The organism is Paractinoplanes toevensis (genome assembly GCF_018332695.1).
In the GTDB taxonomy this organism is placed as follows: domain Bacteria; phylum Actinomycetota; class Actinomycetes; order Mycobacteriales; family Micromonosporaceae; genus Actinoplanes; species Actinoplanes toevensis.
Window position 1 is genome coordinate 1 of record NZ_BOQN01000073.1, and the last position, 24,222, is coordinate 24,222.

Here is a 24,222-nt window from a genome sequence, read left to right on the forward strand (position 1 = left end):
ACGACTTCCTCGAAACCCTCGAAACCACTCAGAAGTGAACGGCGTGGGGCGCGAGCGGGCATCAGAATGCAAGGCTTGTGCCGGCCCCGCCTGGGGCCGGCACCTTCCGGACTCACTCAGGAAGCGTTCTGCGCAGCCTGCTGGGTCTGGTCCTTGACGTCCTGCGCGGACGACTGGGCTTGGTCCTTGGTGGTCTGCGCGGCGTCGGTGGCGGTCGCTTTGACCTCGCCCGCGGCGTGTTGCACCGTGCTGGACAGGTCGTCCTTCAGGTCGGCGGCGATGTCCTTGACCTTGTCGGTGAGCTCGCCACTGTTGTCCTTGAGCTGCTGCCCGGCGCGCTTCTCCACGTCGGTCACCGGGATCAGGGTGGCGGCGAGCATACCGACGCCGAAGGCGATGATGCCGGCGGCCAGGGGGTTGCCCTGAGTCCGGGTGGCGACGGCCTGCGGGGCGTTGCGCACCGCGTCGGCCGCGTCATGGGCCTTCTCGCTCGCCACGTCACCCAGTTGCGACGCCTTGTCCTGCACGGTGCTCACCGCGGACGAGGCCGAGTCGCCCGCCGCGTGCCGGGCGTGGTCGGTGCTGCCCATAACTTTCTCCTTCACCGTGTTCCAGCGCCGCTGGGCGACCTTGGTGGGGCTGGTCTTCTCGGCCAGCAGGTCCACGTCGCGCGTCATCCGGGCGCGCGTGTTCTCGATGTCCTGCCTCAGCCGGTCGGGTTCTTGAGCCATTGCGCGTCCTCCTTGATCGTGTCGACGGTGCGGTGCGGCACGGGGTCGACGGTCTTGAGCTGGTTGCGGCCGGTGACGAACAGGACCGCACCGACGATTCCCCAGAGCACGGCCACGATGAGCGCCGCCCATCCGGCATCCATGACGTTGGCCAGGGCGAAGACCAGGGCGAAGCTGAGCAGGACGACGGCGAGGTAGCCGGCGAACCCGGCGACGCCGAGCATCCCGGCGGCCTTGCCGGCCTTGGCCGCCTCCTGCTTGACCTCGACCTTGGCCAGCTCGACCTCCTGGCGGAACAACTGCGACAGATCGTTGCTGATGTTGCCGATCAGCTCACCGATCGACGTCTGAGCGACCTGCTCCGTACGCGGCGACCCGTCGTCGGGGTATGAGCCGGTCACGGCCGCAACCCCGGCGCCGGGGAGACGTAGGGGTCCTCGACGACCACCGGCGTGCCCGTACCGGTGGTGGCGTACTCCGTACCCGTGTAGTCGGCCCCCGCGCCGGCGGTGGCGGCGAAATCAGGAGTCGGGGAGGCTAGCGGGTAGTCCGAGGTGAGCGCTTCGCTGCTCGCCTTCCCGGCGGCCGGGTCGGCTTTGGCGACGGTCTTGCCCAGGCGCCCGACAACGAACCCGGCCGCCAGTGCGGTCGCCAGGAAGGCGCCGGGCCGGCGCCGGGCGAAGTCCTGCACCTCCTGCAGCACCCCTTCGGGGCCGTTGCGGTCCAGGTAGTCAGCCAACTGCCGGCCGCCGTCCGCGACCCGCGACACGACCGCCGCGGCCGGCGAATCCGGCCGATCACCACGCATCTCGTCGAGGTGCTCCGCGGTCTGGCGAATGCTGCTGACCAGCTTGTCGTTCTGGGTGCGGGCCTGCTCGCCGACCTTGTCGCGCACGTCGGAGGCGATGTTGCGGGCCTGCGTCTTGGCTTCGGCGCCGACGCGCTGCGCCTGCTCCTTGGCGGTGTCCTTGACCTCCACGGCCGCCTGGGTGGTGGCTTCCTTGCCCTGCCCGGCCACCTGCTTGGCCTTCGACGTGCCGTCCGGCGCCGATGAATCCGACGCGTACGCGCCGGTCGATAGATCACTCACTGTGGCTCCTACCTAGATCGGGATGCGGTGACTGAACTTCCCCGTAATGCAATTCCTAATCACCTACAGCAATATTTCTGCGCTCATCCGAACAAGCGACGTTCCTACGAGCGGCAACCGGGTAAGGGGACGTACACCCGGAGGTCGTTTATGTGCTAAACGCACAGGCGAGCCGTATTCACGGGACAGTCTGACGGCTCTTGCCTGGCCACCCGCCGGTGACCGAATCGTCCAGACATCACCCACCTCGATCTATCGGAGACTTACGCGGCATGGCGACGGTCTCCCCCGGCGAGCACGGAGGCGGCGATGAACGATCCCGACACCCCCGCAGCGCGCGGCGACGCGGCCGCGATCAGCCCCGCCGACGCTCCCGACACCGGGCACGGCGGGCTGGACCGGCGGCGCATCCTCGACGCCGCCGTGCGGTTCATCGACGAGCACGGCCTGCGCGCGCTGACGATGCAGCGCCTGGGCGCCTACCTCGGCGTCGAGGGCATGGCCCTCTACCGTTACGTGCCCGGCCGCGAGGCGCTGCTGGACGGGGTGGTCGAAACCGTCGTCGACGAGCTGTTCGGCGACCCCGACGTACACCTGGAAGCCCACGCCGGCTGGGTCGACTACCTGCAACGACTGGCCCACGGCCTGCGCCGGATCGCCCTCGCCCATCCTGAGGTCTTCCCCCTGGTGGCCACCCGCCCGCCCGCGGCGCCGTGGGTACGACCGCCGCTGCGCAGCCTGCGCTGGATCGAATCCCTGCTCGACGTGATGATCGAATCCGGGTTCTCCGACGAGAACGCCGCCGCCGTCTACCGAGCCTTCAGCAGCTTCCTGCTCGGCTACCTACTCCTGGAGGTCTCCGCCCGCGGCGTCGAGACCGGCCCCGTCGAGGAACCCGACGTGTCCCCGATCGAAGACCTCAGCCGCTACCCGCTCCTGCAACGCCTCGAGCCGCACCTGTCCGTCGACGTGGCCGCACAGGACTTCGAAGAAGCCCTCGAAGCGCTTCTCGACCGGGTCGCCCTGCTGTTGCCCCGCCGGCGGAGACCAGCGCGCCTGACCGAAGGAAAGTGACCGGCCCCGGTCGGCTGAAATCCGTACGGCCCGCCGCGTTTATGACCTAAACGGGAGGGCATCCCACCCACCCCAGGATCGCATAACGCCATTCCTTTGCGTTCGCTGTGCCGCAGCCTCTTCGGCCGGCGCGGCGATCTACGGCTCTGCCCTGCGGTCGTTTTTCGATCGTGTGTCGTCCCCGAAAGGACCCGACATGATTACGCAGAACGACATCGCCCGGGTGACCGATGGCGACAAGATCGGCTCGATCGATGACCCACTTCGAGCAGACCGGAAAGGCACGGCTGCGTAAGTACGTGGTCACCGAGCAGCAGCAGGTCCGGGTACCGGTCTCGCACGAGGAGGTGCGGCTGGAGCGGGAGCCGATCACCGACGCGAACGCCGATGACGCGCCGTCGATCCGTACCGAATTCATAGAGGCCGACGGCGGTGCTGCGGCGGCGTCCTGCAGGGCAGGAGAGAGGTCCGGCATGGTGGTCAGCACGATCGCGACGAGCAACGGCATGTTCCATCTCCTCGTGGCCGGAGAGATCGACATATCGACTGTCGACGACCTCAAGGCAGCTCTCACCCACGCGATCACCGCGGACGCGGCCACCGCCGTGGTCGCGGACCTCGCCCGACTGACATTCTGCGACTCGTCCGGCATCGCCGCGCTCGACAAGGCCTATCACCAGGCTTCCAAGCGCGGCGTCACCTTCCGGGTGCGCAACGTGCAACCTCCGGTCCGACGCGTATTGGAGATCACCGGCGTCCTGGCCCGCCTTCTCGGACAATGACAACGGCCCCAGCGTCGCTCCAGGCCGGACAAGCTTGGTGCACGTGCGTTACCGCGTTGGTGGAATTCTCCGACCGGGCCGAAGCGGCCCCGACCTGCACTTCGAACGTCCCGCCTTCGGCCGGGCATGCATCGTTGCGGCTTATGCGGGCATACAGGACGCCATGAAGGGGTGGAGGATGCGCGGGCTGCCCGACGTTGACGAGCACATCGCTCGGTGGACTCTCGACCGGCCCCCGCAGTTGTCCGAGCTGAGGACCGGTCTGCAGAAGGCGGTGCTGGCCCGATCAGGTGTCGCAAGCGACGTGACTGACCTTGCGGAGCGGTTGATGATCGTCGCGACGGAGCTTGCCGGCAATGCCTTGCGTCACGCCGGTACTCCGACGGTGGTGGCGCTGCTACGCACCGACGGGCATCTGATCATCGACGTAGTCGACAGCGATCGCGGCGGCCGACCCGTTCCCGATCTGCGGCGGACGCCGGGCGACGGTGGTCTCGGGCTGGCGCTGGCAGAACGCCTAGCCGAGGAGGTCGGCTGGTATCCCACCGAAACCGGCAAACATGTGTGGGCGTTATTCACAGTGCCCGACAGTTGATCGCTTCGCCCACCCGAACGCCGTCCCGGCAGCAAGATCCATATGGACAGCTACGGACACCGCTCAACGCATTCGTGACGAAGCCGATGGACCTGGACTCCTTCGAAGCGGTCGTTCAAATGATCAACCGTTGCAGTCGCGCACCTGCCGACCGGCGGCTTCGGATCGGGGTTCGCGATTGCCGTGCTGCTCAAGGGGTATCCCCTCCTACGCTGACCGCTGCAGTGCCGGTGACCCGTTGGAGGAGACCGCGTTGTCCGACCGAAAGACAAGTCCCCGCTTCGTATTTCTCGATCAAGCTCTGGAGACGACTCAGGTCGGTCCAGAAAGCTTCATCGACGCGTACCCGACGGCCGCCAGGCCCCAGTTTGAGGCAGCCAAGGCCGGCGACACCGTCCGGATCCAGCTGACCGGGCAGGACACCGGATATCAGTCCTCCCTCCTCTGGCCATCTGCGGACTCCGCACCGGTAGAAATCGGCCCTGCCCTGCTCGAGGTACTCGAGCGCATCGACGGGGATCAGAACAGCAAGACGACGCGCGACTTGGCGGAACGGATCCGTTCATTCCTCGACCGGACGGGTCGCTGACGTCGGCACACCAGGTGAAGCTCAAGGGGTACGCGGACGGCATCGTGGTCACCGGTTCGTAGTTGGGGCCGCTGTGCTGCCCGGCGATAGCGCGGCGAGCTCGCCCACGCGAACCTGGCTCACATCCCACCTCGGCATCACGCTGCAGCACAGCGCCGCCGCGGCCGTCCCGGCCGTCAAGCTGTGACCGGCACTGAATGTGGTGCCGGTCGACTGTCCGGTGGCGAGGTTTCTGAGCACGGCGGCGAGGTCGGCCGGGCGGACCGGCTTGGCCAGGTAGTCGTCCATGCCGGCGGTGCGGCAGGCGAGGCGGTCCTCCGGCAGGGCGTTGGCGGTCATGGCGACGATGTGTGGTTGACGGCCGGTGGGCAGTTCCTTACGGATCCGGCGGGTGGCGTCCAAGCCGTCGAGCACCGGCATCTGCATATCCATCAGTACGACGTCGTAGTGGGCACGGTGCACCGCGTCGACAGCTTCTGCGCCGTTGGCGACGGTGTCCACCCGGTGGCCGAGTTTGGTGAGCATGAGCTGGGCGACTTTCTGGTTGACCGGGTTGTCCACGGCGAGCAGGACCCGCAACTGGTGCTGGGATGCCGCGATTTCCGGGAAAGTAGGGGGTTCGACCGGTATCTGCGGGCCCTCGCCGAGCAGGTGCGCCACGGTGTTGTGCAGGGCGCCGGCCCGTACCGGTTTGGACAGGATCGCTGCGAACAGGTCGCGTTCAGCGTCCTGGGGCCGCCCGTTCACGCTGCTGAGCAGCACGCGCGGCGCGTCGGCCACCTCCGGCAGCCGGTTCAGACGCTCAGCGAGGTGAGCGCCGTCGGTGTCGGGCATGTGCATGTCGAGCAACGCGATGTCGAACCGGGCGCCGTCGGCGATCAGGTCGAGGGCTTCGGTGGCGGACGCGGCGGTGACACAGTGGATGCCCCAGCCGGTGAGCTCACCCTGCAGCATTGCGCGGTTGGTGGCGTTGTCGTCGACGATCAATGCCGAACGGCCGGTGATCACCGCGGCGGCCGCCCGCCCGGCTTGCGGGCACGGCTGCATGAGCACGGTGACGGTGAACGTCGATCCGGCGCCCGGTCGACTGTCCACCACAATGTCCCCGCCCATCGCCCGGGCGAGCCGGCGACTGATCGCCAGGCCGAGCCCGGTGCCGCCGTAGATCCTGGTGGTGGAGCTGTCGACCTGGCTGAAGGACTCGAACAAGCGGCCCATGCGGTCGGCCGCGATGCCGATACCGGTGTCGCGTACGGCCACTCGCAGACGCACAGCGCCGTCCGAGACGGCATCGTCTGCGGTGACGGCGATGACGACCTCACCCACGGCGGTGAACTTGACCGCGTTGCTCAACAGATTGACCAGGACCTGTCGTTGATGATCACCAGCAGCGCCTCGCCGCTGTCCCGGACGGTGGTGACGAAGTCCCGCTGTTCGGCGCTCAGTTCGGTTTCCAGCAGCAGACCCGTCATGCCGATGACAGCGTTCATCGGTGTGCGGATCTCATGACTCATGGTGGCCAAGAACGACGACTTGGCGGCGGCAGCCTGCACAGCCTCGTCCCGTGCCGCCAGCACGTTGTCGGTGGCCTCGTTGACGATGGCGGCCATCTCACTCAGCTCGGTCAGCCCCACCACAGGAGCCCGCAGGTCGGTGTCGCCGGCGAGCACACCGCGGGCTGTGGCGGTGACACCAGCAACCGCCGCGTTGACCTTCCGGCTGGTCCAGAACGCACCCAGCCCGACGATAAGTCCTGCCACCAGGGACCCGCCGAGCATCAACCGGCGGGTGGCGGCGGCACTGTCGGCGCTGTCCTTCGAACGCTGGGCCAGCGCCAGTTCCTCCCGCTGGCTCATGCCGGCAAGAATCTTCTCGATGCCCGACATGAATGCCGCTCCGCGGTTGGTGTTCACCACCCCGGCTGCGGCGGTGAAACCCAGTTCGCGACGCAGACGCACGGTGTCTTCCAGCTCTACGAGCTTGTCGGCCAGCGGCCCGGCCAGTTGCTGAACGGCGTCGAGATCCTGGTGATGCCGGGGCGAGCCGACGGGCTGAGGCCGGTCGACCTCACCGACCACGACGAGTGGCTGCCGGTCGGCGGATGATCCCGGCGGGCGGTGGCACGAACCGTGCCACCGCCCCGGGTGGATCAGTGGCAGCCGATCCAGTCCTTGTAACCGGCGGGCACCTTGCCGGCGACGACCTTGTCGGCGAGCTCCCAGAACGCCTCGGCCCAGTCGCCCTCCTCGGTCATGTCCTTGAGGGCCTTCCAGTTGTGGCTGCTGCGCAGCGCGTCGGTGGCCTTCTTCATGGCGATCTGGTCACCGATCTTCTTGGCCCGCAGGTACTCCTCGATCCAGCCGCAGCCGACCGCCGAGGTCACCCCGGCGCTGAACTGGTACGGGTCGTTGACGCCGAGGCCGGCCAGCGCGGCTTTGTCGAACTTCGGCGGCAGCGGGATGCCCACCAGGAGCTTGTCGGCGGCCTCGTCGGCCTTGCCCGGCGTGACGATCTCCGGCGGGAGCGCCGCCAGCCAGGTGGGCACGTCGGCCCGCACGATCGTGGCGACCACCTCGTCGAACCGGGCGCGCGTCCAGTTGCCCCCCGTGCGCAACTCGACGAACGTGTTGTCCTTGGGCTTCACCATGATCGCCCAGTCGCTGTCGCTGTACTTGAATCGGTTGCCCGGCTGCCCGGCGACGGTCGCGGCCTCCGGCTTGCTGACGTTCAGCCGATCTTCGTAGTAGCCGTCGTACTGGTCGGCCGGGTACCAGTTGAACTCCAGCTGCAGGCCGCCCTTGCTGAAGGCGATCGTGCCGGTGTCCTCGGTGAAGCCGTAGACCGTGGTGGCCTTCCAGCCGGCCTCGCCGATGAGCAGGCGCGGGTTCTGTTCCGCGGCCCGCAGCACCAGCTGGGAGTAGGCCTCGCTGTCCGGCGCGACGGCCGGCGACGAGGTCACCGGCAGGGCCTGCTGCCGGTCGGGGCCGCCGGGGTGGTTGCGAAGGGCGACGGAGACGCCGAGGGCGGTGATGAGAACGGCGGCCGCCGCGACGGCGGTGACGAGCCGGCGCCGGAGGCTGCGGTGCGCGATAGGTTCGGACATGATCTCCTCGATCAGGGTCTGCCCGGCCCCGTCGAGGCGCCCGATGACCTCGGGGCGGTACGGGTCGGCGTCGCGGATCAGCCGGTCCAGTCGTTCGTCGGTCATCTGCCCTCCTTCGGGACGGGTATTGCCAGGACGTCGAGTACATGTCCGGGCGGTCCCGGATCGTCACCGATGAGTTCACGCAGCCTCGCCCGGGCCCGCGACAGTCGCGTGCGCACCACGGCCGGGCTCACCTCGAGGACCGCCGCGGCCTCGCGCGGCTCGAGACCTTCCCAGGCGGTGAGCATCAGCACCTCACGGTCGAGGTCGCCGAGGCGCGCCAGGGCGGCCCGCACGGTCAGCCGGTCGGACACCTCGTTGCCCGGGTCGGGGGTTGCCACCGCGGCGAGGCGCTGACGAAGGCGTACGCCTAATCGCTCCCGGCGCACCCCACCACGGAGATGGTTGGAAAGCACCCGCCGGGCCACGCCGTAGAGCCAGAGGCGCGCCTCGGCGCCGTCGGGAATCTCCCGATGGCGCCGCCAGGCGACGAGGAAGGTTTCCGCGACCACGTCGGCCGCGTCGGCCGGCTGGTCGACCCGCCGCAGGGCGTAGGCCAGCAGCTGATCGAAGTTGCCGGCGTAGATCCGCCGGAATCGGTCCTCGTGTGCGGTCGCGGAGGTCACGTCCCCTCCATGTCCGGCAGGGTGGATGTCGTGACAGGTTAATTTGTGCGCGCCAGCTTCCCGGCCGCCGTCAGGGCGATCGTGTGCATGCCGCGCAACCCGGCGTCCTCGGCGCCGACCGCCATGATGATGGCGGTGACTCCGCCTTCGGCGAAGACGATCAGGCGGGTCCGGATGGGCGGTTCGGTCCGGGTTTCGATGAGTACGGCGGAAGCACGCTCGCCGACGTCCGGGACTCCGGTGCGGCGCACGGTCAGCGCGAGGTCGCCGAGGCGCACGACCGGGCAGCGCCGGGGTGCGGCGGCGACCTCGGCGACCAGGGCGTGCGCCTGGGCCGGACCGGCCGCGATGAGGATCTCGTAGAGCAGCGGCCCGTTCCTGGTCCCGAAGAACGAGGTGTGCGCGGTGATGCCGGGCCGGTTGACGACGCTGCCGACGGCGACCGGGTCGCGGCAGATGCCGGGGCCGGGCGCGCCGGGGTCGACGATGTCGTTCCACTCGTCGGCGGACTCGTAGCCGGGCGGCAGGTCCTCGACGGTGAGCAGGGCGGCGTGCAGCTTTTCCAGGTCAGGAGGCCCGGCGGAGGCGGGGGTGGCGAAACCGACGACCATAACGGCAGTAACCGTGGCTTTTAGTACATTTCGGAACATAAATCCAGATTAAACGGGGTCCGGGTGGTATATGTCGGGTTCGAGGTAGATCACCTTCGCTGAGGGGACCGCTGTGCGCACTCTCGCCTCGGCGTCGTCGATCGTGGCGGCGATCTCCCGGCCCTCGTCGTGCGCGCCGATCGCGATCTTCGCGGCCAGCAGCAACTCGTCCGGGCCCAGGTGCATCGTCCGCAGATGGATCACCCGGTCCACGCCCGGCGAGGCGAGCAGCGCACTCTCGATCGCGGCCACCTGCTCCGGCACCGCGGACTCGCCGATGATCAGGCTCTTCGTCTCGGTGGCCAGCAGCACGGCGACGAAGACCAGCAGCAGGCCGATGCAGAGCGTCGCGATGCCGTCGTAGACGCCGTTGCCGGTCAGCACGCTCAGCCCGACCCCGACCAGGGCGAACAGCAGGCCGAACAGCGCGCCGCTGTCCTCCAGCAGGATCACCGGCAACTCCGGGTTGCGGGTGCGGCGGATGAAGGCCAGCCAGTCCCGCTTGCCGCGGGTGCGGTTGGCCTCGCCGACCGCGGTGCGCAACGCGTACCCCTCCAGCGCCGCGGCGAACACCAGCACGATCACCGCCACCAGCGGGGATTCCAGCGGATGCGGGTCCTTGATCTTGTGGTAGCCCTCGTATACGGCGTACAGGCCGCCCAGGCTGAACAGGATGATCGCGACCAGGAAGGCGTAGACGTACCGCTCCCGGGCGTACCCGAACGGGTGCAGGACCGACGCCGGGCGCTTGGCCCGCCGGCCGCCGATCAGCAGCAACACCTGGTTGGCCGAGTCGGCGACCGAGTGCACGCCCTCGGCCAGCATCGACGCCGAGCCGGTGATCGCCGCCGCGACGAACTTCGCCACCCCGATCGCCAGGTTCGCGCTCAACGCCGTCAGCACGGCCCTGGTACTGCCCTCGCTCGCCATCGCGCCCTTTCCGCTTTTGATCAACAACCAGTGTCTCAGGCCGCGGGTTGGCGCGGGGCCTCATCAAGGCGCCCTAGGCTGTTGACCATGACCGTGACGGAAATTGACCGGGGATATCTCGAGCGGGCCGTCGCTCTCGCCCGGGAAGCGCGTGACCGCGGCGACCATCCGTTCGGGGCGCTGCTGGTCACTCCGGACGGCACCGTGCTGGAGGCCCGCAACAGCGTGGTCACCCAGTCGGATCCGACCGGCCACGCGGAGACCAATCTGGTACGCCTGGCCGGCGCTCTCGATCGGGTGACCCTGACCGGCAGCGTGCTCTACACCAGCACCGAGCCGTGCGCGATGTGCGCCGGCGCGATCTACTGGTCCGGGATCGGCCGGATGGTGTTCGCGCTCTCCGAGGACGGCCTGGCCGCCATGGTGACGGAGGAGGAGGGCGTGCCGCCGCTGCGCCTGCCCAGCCGGGAGGTCTTCGCCCGCGGCGGCCGGGAGATCGCCGTCGACGGCCCGGTCCCGCTGCCCAGCGCCACCGAGGTGCACGAGGGCTTCTGGGATCAGTAGGACTCCTCGTCGTAGCTGCGCATCCGGGCCTCGACCGCGCCCGGGTCGTACGCCTCCTCGGTCACCTGCAGGTACAGCTCGTTCGGGTTGGACAGGGCGGTGACCCGCCGGATCGGGCTGAAGTACCGCGCGCGCTCGAAGACGAAGTCGGCGTAGTTGAACAGCCGGCCCGGCACGGACTGCACGAAGCGAAGTTCGTGGACGCGCGGCAGTGGCGCGGTCGAGATCCGCCGGCGCAGCACACCCTCGATCAGCAGGACGCGGTGCCCGGTGAGCACGAAGCGGCCGAACCAGTGGGCGATCAGCGCCCGCAGCCCGAGCAGGCCGCCCAGCACGGCGACACCGGCCCGGGCCCGGGTCAGGTATTCGTCCGCGACGTACCGCCGGACCAGGATCTCGCCGGCCACCGCCAGGGCGAAAGCCAGGACATAGCGCACGAAGACCCACACCCAGTGCCGCCGCCACTCGCCGCGGTAGCGCTCGGTCGGGAAGAGATAGCGGGCGACCAGCATGCTCGGCTCGTCCTCGAGCGGCAGCACCCGCCGGGGCGGGAGGTACTCCGACTCGGCCGCGGACAGCGCGTCCAGTTCCTCGTCGGTGAAGACCGGGCCGTCCGCCGGGAGACCCGACCAGGTCGGCGGGGCGGCGTGCGTCTCCTCCGGCACCGGCCGGACGAACTCGTCCCAGCGCACCCGGACCCGGCGGACGTCCTCGACGTCGACGTGCACCGGCAGCGCGTCGCCGGGCTCCGGCCAGGACCGCACCGGCGCCCGCCGGTCCCGGACCGCGACCTCGCTGGTGGGCAGGCCCGGCGCGGCCAGGATCACACTCAGCTCGCAGCGCCCGAAATCGCCGGCCACCGGCGGCGGCGACACGGTGAGCACCTCGGCCGTGCCGTTGATCCAGGCCCGCTGCCGGTGCAGGCGCGACCACCAGAACGACCGCAGGAGCAGGCCGGTGAGGGCGACCACGAACGCGGCGATGCCGAGCACGACGAACGTCCGGCTGCCGGCCGCGAACCCGTACAGTCCGAGATAGACACCCGCCGTGACGAGCGCGGAGACAGCGCTGAACCGGGCCAACCCCACTTGATCACGCACCGTGGACCTCCCGCTCACAGCGTAGTTTGATGGCGGGTGGATGTCGCGGCCTCGGGTCCGTGGTGGACCTCCGCCGAGCCGCCGCCGGTAGGGTGCCGGCATGGAACGCACCGCGCTGGTCACCGGGGCATCGTCGGGCATCGGCAAGGCGACGGCGGCGCTGCTGGCCGCGCGGGGCTACCGCGTCCTCGGCACCAGCCGCACGCCCGGCGACTCCGGCCTGCTCCGCCTCGACCTCGCCGACGAGGAGTCGGTGGAGGCGCTGCGCGACCGGCTGGCGACCGTCGACATCCTGGTCAACAACGCCGGCGAGAGCCAGTCCGGCCCGTTCGAGGAACTGCCGCCGGACGCGCTGCGGCGGCTCTTCCAGGTCAACGTGCTCGGCCCGGTCCGGCTCGCCCAGCTGGCGCTGCCCGGGATGCGCGAGCGCGGTTACGGCCGGGTCGTCATGATCGGCTCGATGCTGGCGTCGTTCCCGCTCGCCTACCGTTCGTCCTACGTGGCCACCAAGGCCGCGCTGAAGGGCTTCAGCAACGGCGCCCGGCACGAGTTCTCGCCGTACGGCGTCTGGCTGACCACCGTCGAACCCGGCTCGATCAACACCGGCATCAGCGAGCGCCGCACCAAGTACATCTCCGCTGATTCGCCGCACCGGCGCGAGTTCGAGACGATGCTGGCCGCCCTCGACCGCAACGAGAAGGCCGGCATCTCGGCGGAGAAGGTCGCCGAGACGATCGTCAAGGCCATCGAGACCGAAAGACCGAAGCAGCGGTACGCCGTGGGCAGCAACGCGCCGCTCGTGTTCGCCCTGCGCCGGATGGTGCCGGCGGCGGTCGCCGAGCGGCTCACCCACCGCCGCCACGACCTGAAGCGTTAGCGGGCTCGCTGGATCAGCACGACACAGGCCAGCACGACGACCGCGGCGCCGATGGTGGCCGGGGTGACGCTCTCGCCGAGCAGCAGCGCCGACCAGATCAGGGTGAGGACCGGCTGGGCCAGCTGGACCTGCCCGACCTTGGCGATGCCGCCCCGGGCGAGACCGGCGTACCAGGCGAAGAACCCCAGGAACATGGAGACCGCGGTGAGGTAACCGAAGGCGGCCCAGGCCCCGGCGGTCGCCTGCGGCGGGCTCAGCCAGGCGGCAATCACGGTGATCGGCAGGGTGGCGGGCAGCGCGAGAATCAGGGCCCAGCAGATCGTACGGGCGCCGCCCAGCTCCCGGGCGAGCACGCCGCCCTCGGCGTAGCCGAGTCCGCACAGCACCACCGCGGCCAGCAGGTAGAGGTCGTTGACGGAGAGTTCGCCGTGCACCGCGCCGGTCGTGATCAGGAAGGTCAGGACGACGAGGAGGCCCGCCGCGCCGGCCGCCCAGAACAGCGGTGGCGGCCGCTCGCCCGCCCGGACCACCGCGAAGATCGCCGTCATCGCGGGCAGCACGGTGACCACGACCGCGCCGTGCGCCGCGGTCTCTCCGGTCAGCGCCAGCGAGGTGAACAGCGGAAACCCGACGACCACCCCGAGCGCGACGATCAGCAGGCGCCGCCGCTGGCGCGCGGCCGGCCGGGGAGCGCCGGTGCCGCGCAGGTAGATCCAGGCCAGCGCGGCCGCACCGACGGCCCGGCCGAAGGCGACGAACCAGGGGTCGAGCTGCTGCACGGCGACCCGGGTCATCGGCAGCGACATGCTGAACGCGAGCACGCCCAGCGCGCCGAGGGCGAGGCCGCCCGTTACCGCCGGTGGTGCGATAGCGTTACTCTTGGCTCTCATGAATGACGGTATCGCAGCCGCTCGCGTTATCCAAGATCTCCGGCGGCTGGCCGGCGGTCTGGCGCCGGGCACGCGACTGCCGTCGGTGCGTGAGCTGACCGCCCGGCATCAGGCCTCACCGGTCACCGTGGCGGCCGCCCTGCAGACGCTGGCAGCGCAGGGCGTGCTCGAGACGCGGCCGGGCCGGGGCACGTTCGTGGCCTCCCCGGTCCCGCCCCCGTCGATCGCCGCCCCCGATCTGTCCTGGCAGACCGTGGCCCTCGGCGCCGCCCCGGCCGGTGACGCCGACATGGCGGCGTTACTGGCGTTACCGCCCGCGGGCGCGATCCCGTTGTCCGGCGGCTACCTCGACGCCGACCTCCAGCCGGCCGCCGCGCTCGGTGCCGCCCTGGCCCGGGCCGCCCGGCAACCGGCCACCTGGCAGCGCGGCCCGGTCGAGGGCCGCGAGGACCTGCGCGCCTGGTTCGCCCAGCAGTCCGGCACCGGGCTGCGCGCCGGCGACCTGGTCATCTGCCCCGGCGGCCAGGCCGCGCTCTCCTCGGCGCTGCGTGCGCTGACCGCACCCGGCGACACCCTGCTCGTCGAGTCACCCACCTACCTGGGCGCCCTGGCCGCCGCCCGAGCCGCCGGCCTGCGCATCGTGCCGGTCCCGGCCGACGCCGACGGCGTACTCCCCGACCAGCTGGCCGCCGCGTTCGCCCGTACCGCGGCTCGGTTGTTCTACTGCCAGCCGCTGCATGCCAACCCTTCCGGGGCGACGCTCGCGACGCACCGCCGCGCGGCGGTGGCCGCGGCGGTGCGCGCGGCCGGCGCCTTCCTGATCGAGGACGACTACGCCCGCGACCTGACCATCGACGGCGACGCCCCGCCCCCGCTGGCCGCCGACGACCCCGACGGCCACGTCATCTACCTGCGGTCACTGACCAAGTCGGCCGCCCCCGGCCTGCGCATCGCCGCGATCGGCGCACGCGGCCCGGCCGGCGCCCGGCTGCGCGCGGCCCGGCTGCTCGACGACTTCTTCGTGGCCGGCCCGCTGCAACAGGCCACCGTGGAGTTCGTGACCGCCCCCGCCTGGACCCGGCACCTGCGCTCCCTGCGCACCGCGCTGCGCACCCGCCGCGAGGCCCTGCTGACCGCCCTCGACCGGCACCGGCCCGACCTGGTGCCGGCGTCGATCCCGCGCGGCGGCCTGCACCTGTGGCCGCGCTTGCCGGACGGCACCGACGACGTCGCGGTGGCCGCGGCCGCCGCCGCACAGGGCGTGATCGTCTTCCCCGGCCGCCCCTGGTTCCCGGCCGAGCCCCCGGCCCCGCACCTGCGCCTCACCTACGCCGCGTCCCCGCCCGAGGAGATGGACGAGGCCGTCCGTCGCCTGGCCCGCGCGCTCTCCCGGTAACGGCTCACTTCCGCCGGGCCCGCCCCGGCCCCCGGAACCGGTGCACCTCCTGCGGCCAGTCGAGGGCGGTCGCGAGCCGGCCGGCCCAGTACCGCGCCGCCTCGTCATCGGCGACGTCCACCACGGCGAAGCCGCCGAGATGCTCCTTGCTCTCGACGTACGGCCCATCGGTGAACAGAAGCTCGCCGTCGACCGGCTCCACACTGCACACCGCGGTGGACCGGTCCAGCCCGCCGTTGGTGAAGATCAGAACCTCCGCCGCCAGCATCTCCCCGACCACGACCCGGGCGGCCGCGCTTTTCTCGCGCACCTCCTCCGCGGTGTGCGCGGGCACCCATTCATCGTTGAAGGTGATCAGGTACTCCGTCATCGTCGCCTCCTTCTGGTCCGGCGCCTCGATCCGACAGCATCCCGCAGACCTCAGAGGTCTATGCCGAAGAGGGTGGCCGCGTTGCCCGACGAGAACCGGGCGCGGTCCTCGGCGGAGGGGAAATGCTGCAGGAACGCCGTGATGTCGTCCCGGTGCGGGTGCTGGAACGGGTAGTCCGTCGAGAAGATCAACCGGTCGGCGGTGGTGACCGACAGCGCGTGCCGCAGCAGCGCCGGGTTGAGCATGCCGGACGTGGTGATGTGGAAGTTCGAGCGGACGTAGTCCGACACCGGCCGGGGCAGGCCCGCGACCCGGGACAGGCTGTCGGCGCGGTCCAGCCAGAACAGCAGCATCTCGCCCCAGTGGCCGAGCACGACCTGCAGGTCCGGATGCCGGTCGAAGGTGCCGCGCAGGATCAGGCGCAGCGCCGCCGTCGCGGCGTCCAGGTGCCAGCCCCACCCGAAGGTGGCGAGGGCGAGGTCGGTCGTCGGATCGAAGCCACGGTACGACGCGTCCCGCACCGCGCGGGACGGCAACTGCGGATGCAGGAACACCGGCTGCCCGAGGCGGGCGCAGGCGGCGAAGAAGTCTTCGTACGCGGGGTCGTCGAGCAACAGATCGCCCGCACGGCCGTAGACCATCGTGCCCACGTGACCCAGGTCCGCGGCCCGTTCCAACTCGGCGGCGACCGCTCCGGGCGCGGACATGGGCAGCGTCGACAGCGCACGGAAGCGGGTCGGATGGGCGCCGACGGCAGCGGCGGCCCGATCGTTGGCGGCGCGACTGAGGCGTACGGCGTCGTCCGGGGTGAGGGTCTGGGTTCCGGGCGGGGTCAGTGCGAGAACCGCCACGTCGATGCCCTGGGCGTCCATCGCGGCGATCCGGCCGGCGCCGAGGTCCCGCAGACGCGGCTGATGGTCGCCCAGGTCGTTGAAGGCGAGGCTGTCGTCGCGGCGCTCCGGCGGTGCGTTCCGGAGCGCGGCCGTCAGCTCCGACATGATCCAGTGCTCTTCGATGGCGATGAGAGTCATGATCCAAGCGTCGGCCGGGCCCGGTGCCGTGCCGGCCGGAATCATAGGATCAACACCATGACGGCCGTCAGAATCGAGGATTCCATCAGCTTGGAGCCGGAAGACGTACGAATCCTTCGGGCTCTGCAGATCGACCCACGAGCCGCATTTGCCGCCGTGGGTGCCGTCCTGGGTCTCTCCGAGCTGACCGTGGCCCGGCGCTACCGCCGGATGTGCCGCTCCGGGGCGGTCCGGGTGGTCGGCGTCGTCGACCCTGGGGCGCTCGGGCAGAGCCAGTGGCTGGTGCGGCTGCGCTGCCGGCCCGGCAGCGTCACCGCCCTCGCCGAGGCCCTCGCCCAGCGCGACGACGTCAGCTGGGTGACGGTGACCGCCGCCGGTTCCGAGATCACCTTCGCGGTCCGGTCGCGATCGCGGGAGGAGCGCGACGACCTGCTCGGCCGCCGCCTGCCCCGGGCCGCCGCCGTCCTGGACCTGCAGGCGTCGGTGCAGCTGCGCCAGTTCGTCGCCGGCCGTGGGCACTACTGGGCCGCGCTGGCCGGCGTGCTGACGCCCGAGCAGGAGTCCGCGCTCGGCTCGGCCGGGGTCAGCCCCTTCGCCGAACAGCCGATCGTCCGGGAACCGGCGTCGCTGAACGCCCACGACGACCGGCTCCTGGCTGCCCTCGCCGCCGACGGGCGGGCCAGCCTGGTCGACCTGGCCGCCGCGACCGGACTCACCCCCGGCCGCGCGTCACGCCGGATGCAGGCGCTGCTGTCCAGCGGGGTGCTCTACCTGGACGTGGAGATCGCACCGCTGGCCCTCGGCTATCGAGCCCGGGCGAACCTGCTGCTGCGGGTGCACCCGGCGCGGCTCAAGGCGGTCGGGCGGGCGATGGCGCGGATGCCCGAGGTGGCGTTCGCCGCGGCCGTCTCCGGGCCGCACAACCTGCATGCCGTCGTGCACTGCCGCGACCTCGACGGACTGTTCGAGTTCACCACCGGCCGGATCGGCACGCTGCCCGGCGTCGAGGCCATGGAGATCAGCCCGACCATGCGGCAGGTCAAGCAGGTGGGCACCCGGGTCGACAGCGATCGATTGACCGCGAACCCGGGCGGTCCCGTCTAGGGTGGCGTGATGACAGTGCTGCGGGTACGGGGATTCGGTCTTCCCGACGGCGAGCCGATCGATCTCTATGCCGACGGCGACCGGTGGACGACCGATCCGGTGCCCGGCGCCGAACTCGTGGCCGAGGGCTGGATCCTGCCCGGACTGGTCGACGCGCACACCCACCCGGGAGCCGAGAAACCGGGCCAGCCGCTGGACGACGGCGTACTGAAGGAAGATCTTCGGGCGCACTTGGACTCCGGGGTCACACTCATCCGCTCGCCCGGCCTCGCGGGAGACCCGCCGGACTGGTTCGGACAGGCGGAGGAAAGCCCGCGCGCCGTCCACGCCGGGCCGTGGATCGCCCAGCACGGACAGTTCATGGAAGGCTGGGGCCGCCGGCCCGCGCCGGCCGACCTGCCGGACGTCGCCGCCGCGCAGGCCGCCCGCACGGGATGGGCCAAAGTGGTCATCGACTGGAAACCCGGCGACGACGTCATGCCGGTGGAGCTGCTGCGCGAAGCGGTGCGCCGCGTGCACGCGGCCGGTGGCCGTCTCGCCGTGCACTCGCAGCACGGGGCGGGTGGAGCGGTCGCGGTCGAGGCCGGCGTGGACTCCGTGGAGCACGGCATGGGCCTGGACCCGGCGCTGCTGCCCCGGATGGCCGAGCAGGGCATAGCGCTGACCCCGACGCTGTCGGTGATCACCGCGGCCCTGGCACAGATCACCGCCGATCCGGAACGAGCGGGCAAGAGCTGGTACGTGCCGGGAGCCGCCGCGCACGCCCGGCTCACCGCGGCCGCCGTCGAGGCCGGCGTCACCGTACTGGCCGGCACCGACACCCGCCCGCACGGCGGCATCGCGCTGGAGATCCGCGCGCTGGTCGCCGCGGGCGTGTCACCGCACGAGGCGATCGCCGCCGCATCGTGGACCGCCCGCGCCTACCTGGGCCTGCCCGGCCTGGTCGACGGCGCCCCAGCCGACGCGGTCGTCTTCGACGCCGACCCAAGAGCCGACCTCAGCCAGCTGGACAAGCCACGCGCCGTCATCATCCGCGGCCGCCGGCGACGCTGAGCTCGCCCGGATCACCGCGAGGAGTTCGGCGATCCCACCCTTACCTGACGGACCCTCGTCGGGCCAGCGGCCTCCGTCCGGCCACCGCCCTGAGACGCGGAGACCGACGGTCCGCGACAGCTGGGGTTCGGCGAGTCGACCACACTCCGGTTGCCGGTTGCCGGTTGCCGGTTGCCGGTTGCCGGTTGCCGGTTGCCGGTTGCCGGTCCCGGTGCCGGTGCCGGTGCCGGTGCCGGGTTCCGGGTGCCGGGTGCCGGGTGCCGGGTGCCGGGTGCCGGGTGCCGGTGCCGGTGCCGGGTTCCGGGTGCCGGTTCCGGGTGCCGGGTTCCGGGTGCCAGCCGACGGTGCCGGTCGCGGTCGCCGGTCGCGGTCGCCGGTCGCGGTCGCCGGTCGCCGGTCGCCGGTCGCCGGTCGCCGGTCGCCGGTCGCCGGTCGCCGATTTTCCAAGGGTGCGGCGGTGTCTCGTCCGGTTTCGTGCCCGGGCGTGGGCGAGTCGGGAATGCGCGGATGGCGGTGCCGAAGTTACCCCCTCCCGACAGGAATTGTTCGATGATTCGTCACGCAACTGATTATCCGGCTTTATCTGGCCCCGGAGATTGGCATGATCATAAATTAGCGGGCGCGGTTCGGGGCGCGGGACAATATCTGCATGCGGCACCAGCAGCTTCAGCTATTCACCCGGTCGGCGACCGCCGCCATGCGGGACCGCACTAAAGGGCGTAACTATTCGCCGGAGAAAGATGAGTTCCGTCGTGACCATGCGCGTCGGCGGCGGTGGGGGCTCGAACGGCGCTACGGATGGAAGCGGTGCCGGCAGCACGGCTGCTCCCGGGAGTGCGCCGAGTTGGGTCTGCACGATGAGGCTGAGGCTGTCCCGCCGTTGATCTGGCCGGCGGAGGCAACCTGTGCGCGGCGGCCGGTGCCGGCGGTGACAAGCTGCGGCGTCGCGGCCGAGGATGACGGGCCCTCAGGCGGCGGGCAGCCGGTTCGCGAAACTGTCCTGACCGAGCGGACCTCCTCCGCAGGCGAGCCGGAAACCGCATCGCGCACCGAGTCCATGCGGGTGGCAGATGCCGCTGCCCAGGACGGGGGCACTCACAGGGCCGAAACCACCACCCAGACCACGCCCACCCACAAGGCCGAAACCACCACCCAGACCAGACCCACCCACAAGGGAGATGGTGCTGAGGCCGCACGGCAGGCCCAAGTAGCAAGGCGGGCCTGCCCCGCGAGCCGTGCGCACGTTGCTGTCCGAGCGGACCGGGCCGACGTGTTGAGTCGGTGCGCCGATCCGCGGCCGCCAGCCGTCGGATCAGCGAGGGAGGAACAACGTCGAACGCTTGATGCCGCCGCACGGTCCGGGTCGGGTTACCGGGCGATGCCGGACGGGTCGGCGAGTTCGGTCGGTCGGACTGCCGCTAACCGCACCGCCGCCAGCCGCACCACAGCCAGCCGCACCGCCGCCAGCCGCGCCACCGCTAACCGCACCGCCGCCAGCCGCGCCACCGCTAACCGCACCGCCGCCGGCCGCACCGCTAACCGCACCGCCGCCAGCCGCACCACAGCCAGCCGCGCCACCGCTAACCGCACCGCCGCCGGCCGCACCGCCGCCGGCCGCACCGCCGCCGGCCGCACCGCAGTCTCACCGCCAGCGGCCGATCTGCGACAGCCGCCTCGCCGTGGGCCGCCGTTGGGTCGTCACGACACACGTCGAGAACAGTGATGGGCGGTGGGAAGAGCCCGCGGTACATGGGGAACGGTAGTCGCCGGAGCATAAGAGACCGAATAGGAGCGGGCGGCGGGATTCGGGGTGGAATCAACCTTTCCACTCGCGGGAGAATGAAGCTGATTATTTCGCTTGGAGGAGGGAAGAATCTGACCTCAAACGAGCAATATGCCGAAACGTGGAGAACAATTGACAGATGCTCTCACCGGCATGCTCCCGGGCGCGTTCAATTCGGCATATCCGGAGGGCGAAGTCGCGCCGGCCTAGAGCGCCTGTCTATCAACCGGCCATGCACCACCGGAGGAGGTAATGCGGCACGCCAGGTTTGCCAGATCTTTGATGATCCGGTCTCGGCGCTGCCGGTCGGATAGCCATCTCTTGGTCTCGCCCCGCCTCCTCGATGTCCTGGTGCGGTCATCGGGCGACGTGGATCGTGCGGGTGCCGGTGGGCAGCGGGGGAACGGGGCGCTGGCGACCGGGTAGGCCTGGCGGTGGTCGGGAGGCCGCCTTCGAAGTGTGGGCTGCGCTGGTACACCGCACGCCGCCGTATCCGAAAGAGCTGATCAAGGCTGCCGGCGAGCGTCGCCTGGCGGCCCGTCGTGCTGGTCGGGCATGACTAGGCTGTGGGGATGGCCGCCCTTGATCTTTGCCGGTGCCGGTCGGGCTATTGGAGTCCGGCGTGACGGCGCCGCGGATTCGGGACGTTGCCGCGGCCGCTGGGGTCTCCTATCAGACCGTTTCTCGGGTTCTCAATGACTCGCCCAACGTGCGGCCGGAGACGCGGCAGCTTGTCGTCGAGGTGATGGAGCGGCTGCGGTACCGGCCCAATCGGGCGGCTCGTGCGCTCGGGCTCGGGCGGGCCCGAGCCATCACCGTGGTCACCGCCAACACCACGCTGTACGGCTACGCGAGTCTGCTGCAAGGGGTTGAGGAGGCCGGGCGGCTGCTCGGGCTGGCCGTCGGTGTCCGGGTGGTCGAGTCCGACTCCGAGGCCGACGTACGGCACGCGGTCGAGTATGTCAGCGACCCCACCGCGGGCAGCGTGGTGGTGGTCGCGTTCGATCCGGCCGGAGCGGGTGTGCTGCGCATGCTGCCGGCGGACGTGCCGGTGGTCGCCGCCACCGAGGCCGGTGGCCTGCCGGGCAGCACCAGCCGGATGATTTTCCTGGATGAACGGCAGGCGGCCGCCGACGCGACCCGGCACCTGCTGCGGCTCGGGCACCGCACGGTGCACCACGTGGCGATCCCCTCCGAGGCGCCGGCGGCCGCGCGGCAGGCCGGGTGGCGGGACGCGCTCGACGAGGCGGGGGCGCCGATCCCCGCGGTCGTCCCGGCCGGCTGGGATTCGCGGTCGGCCTATCTGGCCGGGCAGCAGCTCGCCCGGCAGCGCGATGTCACCGCGATTCTGTGCGGCAACGACGACACCGCCCTGGCGGTACGCCGGGCGCTGTTCGAGGAAGGCCGGGACGTGCCCGCCGACGTGAGCATCGTCGGGTTCGACGACGTGCCGGGGGCCGCCTACTGGACGCCGGCGCTGACCACCGTACGGATGGATTTCGTGGCTCTGGGCCGGGCGTGCGTGTCGGCCCTGGCCGACGCGCCGGAGACGCCCCTCGAGGCGCCGCGCCTGATCGTGCGGGAGTCCACCGCGCCGCCTCCGTAACAAAACCGTAACGAGCCCTTTTCCGAAGTCAGTGTGACCGGTCACACTCATGGTCACGGATGTGACCGGTCACATAGATGGAGGTCCATGGTGAAAAGACAGCTGGCCGTGCTCGCCACCGCCGCGCTGGTGGGCGCGCTGACCCCGGCCCCGGCCCGGGCGGCCGCCTCGCAGCTCGTCGTCGACCTGGCCGCGAACACCGGCGCGCTGCGCTACGGCGCCACCGGGTTCCTCTACGGCCTCGGCGACGAGGGCATTCCCAACGAGACCATGCTGGCCGCGCTCAAACCGCAGGTCACCGCCCAGAAAGCACCCGACGGCCGGCAGCACCCGAACGGCGACGCCCTGAAGATCGCGCCGATGTTCAAGCGGGCCGGCGGCCGCGACATCCAGATCTACCTGCAGGACGTCTACCAGCAGTGGCCGTACGAGAACAACGGCATCGCCGACTACCTGGCCAAGGTCGACACGATCGCCCGCAAGGTGGTCGCCGACCCGTACCGCGGCTCCTACGTGTACGTGCCGTTCAACGAACCCGACCAGATCTGGTACTCGGGCAACCTCAACGGCCTGCTCGCCGACTGGACGACGGTGTTCCGGAAGATCCGCTCGATCGACGCGAGCGCCCGGATCGCCGGCCCCAACTTCGCCGCCTACCGCTCGGCCGACCTGCGGGCCTTCCTCACCTACGCCAAGAACAACAACGTGCTGCCGGACGTGATGACCTGGCACGAGCTGGGCAACGACTTCTACTCGAACTGGCAGGACCACTACAACGACTACCGGTCCATCGAGACGAGCCTGGGCATCAGTGCCCGGCCGATCACCATCAACGAGTACGGCCGATCCTCCGGCGACCTCGGCGTGCCCGGCAACCTGGTGCAGTTCGTGGCGAAGTTCGAGGCCAGCAAGGTGGACGGCTGCCTCGCCTACTGGACCACCGCGGGCGGCCTCAACGACCTGGTCACCCACAACAACCAGGCGACCGGCGGCTGGTGGCTCTACAAGTGGTACGGCGAGCTGACCGGCAACACGGTCGCGGTCACTCCCCCGTCGGCCGCCGGCTCGTTGCAGGGGCTCGCCGCGGTCGACGCGGCCAAGAAGCAGGCGCGGGTGATCTTCGGGGGCAACAACCCGGCGTCCGGCACCTACGACACGAACGTGCTGGTCAAGGGCCTCCCGTCCTACCTGGGCACGACCGTGCACGCGACCGTCTGGGGCGTCGACAACACCGGCCTCAACGCGTCGGCGGCGCCCTACGTGGTCAAGGAGGGCGACTTCACCGCGAGCGGCGGGCAGGTCACGGTGCCGCTGACCGGCCTCAAGGGCTCGTCCGCCTACCAGATCATCGTCACCCCGAACACCGACACGGCGGCCGCGGCCGCCGGCCGCTACGAGGCGGAATATGCCGCCCTCGGCGGCACGGCCAAGGTCACTTACGGGACCAACACCGGCTACGCCGGGACCTACTTCACCGAGGGGTACGGGGCCAGCAGCACCGCCTCGACCAGGTTCGTCGTCTCCGTTCCGTCCGACGGCTACTACAACCTGGGCTTGCGCTACTCGGCCGGCCCCTACACCGGCGCGCCCGCCGACCGGTCGCTGCGAGTCCGGCTCAACGGCGCCGACCTGACAACGGTGGCTCTGCCCGGCACGGCCGACTGGAACACCTGGAAGACCGCCGTGACCAAGGTCTACCTGCCCGCCGGGATCAGCCGCGTCGAGTACAACGCCTACGCGACCGACGACCGCGACGCGGTGAACCTCGACTACCTGGACGTCGCCGCCACGAGCGGGACGGTCACCGCGTACGAGGCGGAAAGCGCGACCAACACCCTGGCCGGAGCCGCCGCGGTCGTCAGCGACACCGCCGCCACCGGCGGCCGGTATGTCGGCTGGATCGGCGCCGGCAGCGCCAACACGCTGCGCTTCAACGGCGTGACCGCGGCTGCCGCCGGGCGCTACCGGATGGTCGTCGGCTACGCCAACGGCGAGCTCGGCGACGGCGCCACCAACTACAACAGCAACATCGTCGATCGGTACGCGGAGATCAGCGTCAACGGCGGCACGGCCAGGAGGGTGTTCTTCCGCAACACACTCGGCTGGTCCAACTACTGGACCACGGTCGTCGACGTCGACCTGGCGGCCGGCGCCAACACGATCACCTTCGGTAACGCGTCGACCGGCTACGCGCCGAACATCGACCGGATCCAGATCGCCGCACCCGTCGGCTGAC

General features: G+C 70.7%; 25 protein-coding genes. 11 read left to right on the forward strand and 14 right to left on the reverse strand.

Annotation, left to right across the window (positions count from 1 at the left end):
• Positions 1-116 precede the first annotated feature (116 nt).
• Genes Ato02nite_RS28935 through Ato02nite_RS28945 form a run of 3 tightly spaced genes read right to left on the reverse strand, consistent with a single transcriptional unit; the run spans position 117 to position 1,821 of the window.
• Entirely contained in the window at positions 117-731 is a 615-nt protein-coding gene (locus Ato02nite_RS28935) for a DUF3618 domain-containing protein (protein ID WP_213009812.1), read from the reverse strand.
• Positions 707-1,132: a phage holin family protein gene (locus Ato02nite_RS28940; protein WP_213009813.1), complete on the reverse strand. Its 426-nt coding sequence runs from the start codon at positions 1,130-1,132 to the stop codon at positions 707-709. Before Ato02nite_RS28940 ends, Ato02nite_RS28935 begins: the two co-directional genes overlap by 25 nt.
• Positions 1,129-1,821, reverse strand: a complete 693-nt coding sequence (locus Ato02nite_RS28945; protein ID WP_213009814.1) for a hypothetical protein — start codon at positions 1,819-1,821, stop codon at positions 1,129-1,131. Before Ato02nite_RS28945 ends, Ato02nite_RS28940 begins: the two co-directional genes overlap by 4 nt.
• A 309-nt stretch (positions 1,822-2,130) precedes the next feature.
• Here Ato02nite_RS28945 and Ato02nite_RS28950 point away from each other — a divergent pair, with 309 nt between their 5' ends.
• From Ato02nite_RS28950 to Ato02nite_RS28965, 4 genes are all read left to right on the forward strand, one after another.
• Entirely contained in the window at positions 2,131-2,895 is a 765-nt protein-coding gene (locus Ato02nite_RS28950) for a TetR/AcrR family transcriptional regulator (protein WP_246607509.1), read from the forward strand.
• Positions 2,896-3,194: 299 nt separating this feature from the next.
• Positions 3,195-3,677 carry an anti-sigma factor antagonist gene (locus tag Ato02nite_RS28955; protein ID WP_246607510.1) on the forward strand — a complete coding sequence of 161 codons (483 nt, stop codon included), beginning with the start codon at positions 3,195-3,197 and terminating at the stop codon, positions 3,675-3,677.
• Between the two features lie 178 nt (positions 3,678-3,855).
• On the forward strand, positions 3,856-4,272 hold the full coding sequence (locus Ato02nite_RS28960; protein WP_246607511.1) for an ATP-binding protein: 417 nt from the start codon (positions 3,856-3,858) through the stop codon (positions 4,270-4,272).
• A 238-nt stretch (positions 4,273-4,510) separates the two neighbouring features.
• On the forward strand, positions 4,511-4,861 hold the full coding sequence (locus Ato02nite_RS28965) for a hypothetical protein (RefSeq protein ID WP_213009816.1): 351 nt from the start codon (positions 4,511-4,513) through the stop codon (positions 4,859-4,861).
• A gap of 48 nt (positions 4,862-4,909) precedes the next feature.
• Here Ato02nite_RS28965 and Ato02nite_RS28970 read toward each other — a convergent pair whose 3' ends face one another.
• The 6 genes from Ato02nite_RS28970 to Ato02nite_RS28995 all read right to left on the reverse strand — a co-directional run bounded on the left by Ato02nite_RS28970 (position 4,910) and on the right by Ato02nite_RS28995 (position 10,236).
• Positions 4,910-6,214 carry a response regulator gene (locus tag Ato02nite_RS28970; protein WP_213009817.1) on the reverse strand — a complete coding sequence of 435 codons (1,305 nt, stop codon included), beginning with the start codon at positions 6,212-6,214 and terminating at the stop codon, positions 4,910-4,912.
• Positions 6,211-6,939 (reverse strand): histidine kinase dimerization/phospho-acceptor domain-containing protein, encoded by a 729-nt coding sequence (locus Ato02nite_RS28975; protein WP_213009818.1) that lies wholly within the window; start codon positions 6,937-6,939, stop codon positions 6,211-6,213. The genes Ato02nite_RS28970 and Ato02nite_RS28975 overlap by 4 nt, the downstream gene beginning before the upstream one ends.
• A gap of 71 nt (positions 6,940-7,010) precedes the next feature.
• Positions 7,011-8,069 (reverse strand): hypothetical protein, encoded by a 1,059-nt coding sequence (locus Ato02nite_RS28980; protein ID WP_213009819.1) that lies wholly within the window; start codon positions 8,067-8,069, stop codon positions 7,011-7,013.
• On the reverse strand, positions 8,066-8,632 hold the full coding sequence (locus tag Ato02nite_RS28985; RefSeq protein WP_213009820.1) for an RNA polymerase sigma factor: 567 nt from the start codon (positions 8,630-8,632) through the stop codon (positions 8,066-8,068). The genes Ato02nite_RS28980 and Ato02nite_RS28985 overlap by 4 nt, the downstream gene beginning before the upstream one ends.
• A 38-nt stretch (positions 8,633-8,670) precedes the next feature.
• Positions 8,671-9,243, reverse strand: a complete 573-nt coding sequence (locus tag Ato02nite_RS28990; protein ID WP_213009821.1) for a hypothetical protein — start codon at positions 9,241-9,243, stop codon at positions 8,671-8,673.
• A gap of 48 nt (positions 9,244-9,291) precedes the next feature.
• Complete coding sequence (locus Ato02nite_RS28995) at positions 9,292-10,236, reverse strand: cation diffusion facilitator family transporter (protein ID WP_307854033.1); 945 nt, start codon at positions 10,234-10,236, stop codon at positions 9,292-9,294.
• Between the two features lie 63 nt (positions 10,237-10,299).
• Here Ato02nite_RS28995 and Ato02nite_RS29000 point away from each other — a divergent pair, with 63 nt between their 5' ends.
• Positions 10,300-10,776: a nucleoside deaminase gene (locus Ato02nite_RS29000; protein WP_213009822.1), complete on the forward strand. Its 477-nt coding sequence runs from the start codon at positions 10,300-10,302 to the stop codon at positions 10,774-10,776.
• Here the strand turns inward: Ato02nite_RS29000 and Ato02nite_RS29005 are convergent.
• On the reverse strand, positions 10,770-11,876 hold the full coding sequence (locus Ato02nite_RS29005) for a PH domain-containing protein (RefSeq protein ID WP_213009823.1): 1,107 nt from the start codon (positions 11,874-11,876) through the stop codon (positions 10,770-10,772). The genes Ato02nite_RS29000 and Ato02nite_RS29005 overlap by 7 nt on opposite strands.
• A 100-nt stretch (positions 11,877-11,976) precedes the next feature.
• Between Ato02nite_RS29005 and Ato02nite_RS29010 the strand changes: the two genes are divergently transcribed.
• The gene (locus Ato02nite_RS29010; protein ID WP_213009824.1) at positions 11,977-12,753 is read left to right on the forward strand and encodes an SDR family oxidoreductase; all 777 of its coding nucleotides are present in this window, start codon (positions 11,977-11,979) and stop codon (positions 12,751-12,753) included.
• Here the strand turns inward: Ato02nite_RS29010 and Ato02nite_RS29015 are convergent.
• Positions 12,750-13,643, reverse strand: a complete 894-nt coding sequence (locus tag Ato02nite_RS29015) for a DMT family transporter (protein ID WP_213009825.1) — start codon at positions 13,641-13,643, stop codon at positions 12,750-12,752. The two genes, Ato02nite_RS29010 and Ato02nite_RS29015, sit on opposite strands and share 4 nt — an antisense overlap.
• Here Ato02nite_RS29015 and Ato02nite_RS29020 point away from each other — a divergent pair.
• Complete coding sequence (locus tag Ato02nite_RS29020) at positions 13,642-15,039, forward strand: aminotransferase-like domain-containing protein (protein ID WP_213009826.1); 1,398 nt, start codon at positions 13,642-13,644, stop codon at positions 15,037-15,039. The two genes, Ato02nite_RS29015 and Ato02nite_RS29020, sit on opposite strands and share 2 nt — an antisense overlap.
• A 4-nt stretch (positions 15,040-15,043) precedes the next feature.
• Here the strand turns inward: Ato02nite_RS29020 and Ato02nite_RS29025 are convergent, their stop codons facing one another.
• Both Ato02nite_RS29025 and Ato02nite_RS29030 read right to left on the reverse strand, forming a co-directional pair.
• A complete protein-coding gene (locus Ato02nite_RS29025; RefSeq protein ID WP_213009827.1) occupies positions 15,044-15,409 on the reverse strand; it encodes a YciI family protein in 366 nt (121 codons plus the stop codon).
• 50 nt (positions 15,410-15,459) lie between these two features.
• The gene (locus Ato02nite_RS29030; RefSeq protein ID WP_213009828.1) at positions 15,460-16,440 is read right to left on the reverse strand and encodes an amidohydrolase family protein; all 981 of its coding nucleotides are present in this window, start codon (positions 16,438-16,440) and stop codon (positions 15,460-15,462) included.
• A gap of 57 nt (positions 16,441-16,497) precedes the next feature.
• On the opposite strand from Ato02nite_RS29030, the gene Ato02nite_RS29035 reads away from it, so the two are divergent.
• Both Ato02nite_RS29035 and Ato02nite_RS29040 read left to right on the forward strand, forming a co-directional pair.
• Positions 16,498-17,544, forward strand: coding sequence for an Lrp/AsnC family transcriptional regulator (locus Ato02nite_RS29035; RefSeq protein ID WP_213009829.1), 1,047 nt, complete (start codon positions 16,498-16,500; stop codon positions 17,542-17,544).
• A gap of 9 nt (positions 17,545-17,553) precedes the next feature.
• A complete protein-coding gene (locus tag Ato02nite_RS29040; protein ID WP_213009830.1) occupies positions 17,554-18,597 on the forward strand; it encodes an amidohydrolase family protein in 1,044 nt (347 codons plus the stop codon).
• A gap of 1,368 nt (positions 18,598-19,965) precedes the next feature.
• Here the strand turns inward: Ato02nite_RS29040 and Ato02nite_RS29045 are convergent.
• On the reverse strand, positions 19,966-20,232 hold the full coding sequence (locus Ato02nite_RS29045; RefSeq protein ID WP_213009831.1) for a hypothetical protein: 267 nt from the start codon (positions 20,230-20,232) through the stop codon (positions 19,966-19,968).
• Positions 20,233-21,002: 770 nt separating this feature from the next.
• Here Ato02nite_RS29045 and Ato02nite_RS29050 point away from each other — a divergent pair.
• Entirely contained in the window at positions 21,003-21,986 is a 984-nt protein-coding gene (locus Ato02nite_RS29050) for a LacI family DNA-binding transcriptional regulator (RefSeq protein WP_246607512.1), read from the forward strand.
• An 87-nt stretch (positions 21,987-22,073) separates the two neighbouring features.
• Complete coding sequence (locus Ato02nite_RS29055; RefSeq protein ID WP_213009833.1) at positions 22,074-24,221, forward strand: carbohydrate-binding protein; 2,148 nt, start codon at positions 22,074-22,076, stop codon at positions 24,219-24,221.
• Position 24,222 lies beyond the last annotated feature (1 nt).